This window comes from Bradyrhizobium sp. AC87j1, from assembly GCF_002936975.1.
GTDB classification, from domain to species: domain Bacteria; phylum Pseudomonadota; class Alphaproteobacteria; order Rhizobiales; family Xanthobacteraceae; genus Bradyrhizobium; species Bradyrhizobium shewense.
Window position 1 is genome coordinate 1 of the sequence record NZ_PTFE01000217.1, and the last position, 2,061, is coordinate 2,061.

A 2,061-nucleotide genomic window follows, 5' to 3' on the forward strand; every position below is an offset into this window, starting at 1 on the left:
TCGAGCCCGGTGAGATCGCGGCGCGGGTTGCCGAGCACCCGTTCGTGCGCGAGGCGGTGGTGGTGGCGCACGAGGGCCCCGGCGGCGAGCAGCGTCTTGTCGCCTATGTGGTGTGTGCGCCTGAAGCTCAATCGGATGAGCCGGATGGCGCTGGAGCTGAGCTGGCCGCCACGTTGCGGGCGCATGTGGGCGCGCACCTGCCGGACTACATGGTGCCATCGGCGTTCGTGCGGCTGGCGGCGCTGCCGCTGACGGTAAATGGCAAGCTCGATCGCAAGGCGCTGCCGGCGCCGGACGATGAGGCGTATGCGCATGGCGCCTATGAGCCGCCGCAAGGCGAGATCGAGACCACGCTGGCACAGATCTGGGCCGAGCTGCTCGGTGTTGAGCGGGTCGGACGCCACGACCACTTCTTTGCGCTCGGCGGGCACTCGCTATTGGCGGTGCGGCTGTTGAGCCGGGTCTCGCAGGCCATTGGCTTCGCACTGCCGCTGACCACGCTGTTTGCCAAACCGGTGCTGGCCGATCTGGCCGCGAGTATCATGGATGAGTTGAGCCGCTCCGGCGCGCAAGACCTGCCAGCCATTGTGCCGGTGTCGCGTGAAGCGCCGCTTGTGCTGTCGTTTGCGCAGCAGCGGCTGTGGTTTTTGGCGCAGCTGGATCAGAGCAGCACGAACTATCACATTCCGCTCGGGTGGCGGCTCAAAGGTGGGCTCGACCGCAGCGCCTGGCAGCGTAGCCTGGACCGTGTGTTGGCGCGCCATGAGGCACTGCGCAGCGTGTTTGTCGCGCCGGAGGGCAAGCCCTGGGTGGAGCTGCTGCCGGAGGATGCGGGGCTGCCGGTTGTGGAGCAGGATCTGCGGGACAGGCCGGATGCGGACGAGGCGCTATTGGGTCTGTGCAGGGAAGAGGCGCGCACGCCGTTCGATCTGGCGCGTGGCCCGCTGATCCGCGGCCGGCTGATCCGGATCTCGGATGAGGAGCACGTCTTGCTGCTGACGCAGCATCACATTGTCTCGGATGGCTGGTCGCTGGGCGTGTTGGTGCATGAACTCAGTCAGCTGTACCGGGCGTTCGTGGCCGGAGAAGGCGATCCGCTGCCGCCGCTTGCAATCCAGTATCCGGACTATGCCGCCTGGCAACGGCAGTGGCTGTCGGGCGAGCGGCTGCAGAGCCAGGCGCAGTATTGGCGCAACAATCTATCTGGCGCGCCGGCCCGTCTGGCCTTGCCGACGGACCGGTCGCGGCCGGCAGAGCAGTCGTTTGCCGGGGCCAGTGTGACGGTCGTGATCGATGCGGAGCTGACGCGGGATCTGAAGCGGCTGAGCCGGCAGCATGACACGACCTTGTTCATGACGGTGCTGGCGGCCTGGGCGGCGCTGCTGTCGCGTCTGTCGGGGCAGGACGACCTAATGATCGGCGTGCCGAGCGCCAATCGCGGTCGCCGCGAGGTCGAAGAGCTGATCGGCTGCTTCGTCAACACCCTGGCGCTGCGGCTGGACCTGTCGGGCGAGCCGAGCGTGGCGGAGCTGTTGGCGCGGACGCGGCGCACGGCCTTGGGAGCGCAGGAGCATCAGGACCTGCCGTTCGAGCAGGTGGTGGAGATCGTGCAGCCGCCACGACGTCTTGATCACACGCCGTTGTTCCAGGTGATGCTGGCCTGGCAGAACGACGCCGCTGGGACGTTCGACCTTCCTGGGCTGCGTGTGGAGGCGGCGGCAGACGGCTTCGATCAGGTCAAGTTCGATCTGGAGCTGAACCTTTGCGAGCATGGTGAGGTCATCGCCGGGACGCTGGGCTATGCCACGGCGCTGTTCGATCAGGCGACCATCGAGCGGCAACGAGGCTATCTGCTAGCGCTTCTGCAGGCGATGGTTGCCGATGCGCGGCAAGCGGTCGGGCGGATTGAGCTGCTGGCGGCCGACGAGCGCGCGTATCTGCTGGAGGAGCTGAACCGGACGGCGGTGACGTATCCTGAGCAGCAGTGCATCCATGAGCTGTTCGAGGCGCAGGTTCGCCAGGCGCCGGATGCGGTGGCGGTGGTCTATCAGGACCAGCGCG

General features: G+C 67.2%; 1 protein-coding gene. It reads left to right on the top strand.

The genetic code is table 11. The annotated features are described in order from the left end of the window. Nucleotides 1-2,061 (top strand): condensation domain-containing protein (locus CV770_RS40865; RefSeq protein ID WP_245454025.1); only part of this gene is annotated, 2,061 nt, incomplete at both ends.